The organism is Oikeobacillus pervagus, assembly GCF_030813365.1.
In the GTDB taxonomy this organism is placed as follows: domain Bacteria; phylum Bacillota; class Bacilli; order Bacillales; family DSM-23947; genus Oikeobacillus; species Oikeobacillus pervagus.
This window is the reverse complement of sequence record NZ_JAUSUC010000108.1, coordinates 1-1,274: the sequence shown is the minus strand read 5'-3', so window position 1 is coordinate 1,274 and position 1,274 is coordinate 1. Positions and strand designations below refer to the sequence as shown.

The 1,274-nt window shown below is 54.1% G+C and carries 1 rRNA gene; it reads left to right on the top strand.

Annotation, left to right across the window (positions count from 1 at the left end):
• Positions 1–1,274: ribosomal RNA gene (locus J2S13_RS16845) — 23S ribosomal RNA — on the top strand; the annotation flags it as partial.

The window sequence follows — 1,274 nt, the reverse complement described above, 5'->3', positions numbered from 1 at the left end:
AGTACCGAAGTTCCTGATTCCACACTGCCAAGAAAAGCTTCTAGCGAGGTAGAAGGTGCCCGTACCGCAAACCGACACAGGTAGGCGAGGAGAGAATCCTAAGGTGAGCGAGAGAACTCTCGTTAAGGAACTCGGCAAAATGACCCCGTAACTTCGGGAGAAGGGGTGCTTTTTGGGGTGAATAGCCCCGAGAAGCCGCAGTGAATAGGCCCAGGCGACTGTTTAGCAAAAACACAGGTCTCTGCGAAGCCGTAAGGCGAAGTATAGGGGCTGACGCCTGCCCGGTGCTGGAAGGTTAAGAGGAGCGCTTAAAGCTTTGGCTTGAAGGTGTGAATTGAAGCCCCAGTAAACGGCGGCCGTAACTATAACGGTCCTAAGGTAGCGAAATTCCTTGTCAGGTAAGTTCTGACCCGCACGAAAGGCGCAACGATCTGGGCACTGTCTCAACGAGAGACTCGGTGAAATTATAGTACCTGTGAAGATGCAGGTTACCCGCGACAGGACGGAAAGACCCCGTGGAGCTTTACTGTAGCCTGATATTGAATTTCGGTACAGCTTGTACAGGATAGGTAGGAGCCATAGAAGCCGGAGCGCTAGCTTCGGTGGAGGCGTCGGTGGGATACTACCCTGGCTGTATTGACATTCTAACCCGCGCCCCTAATCGGGGTGGGAGACAGTGTCAGGTGGGCAGTTTGACTGGGGCGGTCGCCTCCTAAAGAGTAACGGAGGCGCCCAAAGGTTCCCTCAGAATGGTTGGAAATCATTCGTAGAGTGTAAAGGCACAAGGGAGCTTGACTGCGAGACCTACAAGTCGAGCAGGGACGAAAGTCGGGCTTAGTGATCCGGTGGTTCCGCATGGAAGGGCCATCGCTCAACGGATAAAAGCTACCCCGGGGATAACAGGCTTATCTCCCCCAAGAGTCCACATCGACGGGGAGGTTTGGCACCTCGATGTCGGCTCATCGCATCCTGGGGCTGTAGTCGGTCCCAAGGGTTGGGCTGTTCGCCCATTAAAGCGGTACGCGAGCTGGGTTCAGAACGTCGTGAGACAGTTCGGTCCCTATCCGTCGTGGGCGTAGGAAATTTGAGAGGAGCTGTCCTTAGTACGAGAGGACCGGGATGGACGCACCGCTGGTGTACCAGTTGTCTTGCCAAAGGCATCGCTGGGTAGCTATGTGCGGAAGGGATAAGTGCTGAAAGCATCTAAGCATGAAGCCCCCCTCAAGATGAGATTTCCCATAGTTTAACTAGTAAGATCCCTGAAAGATGATCAG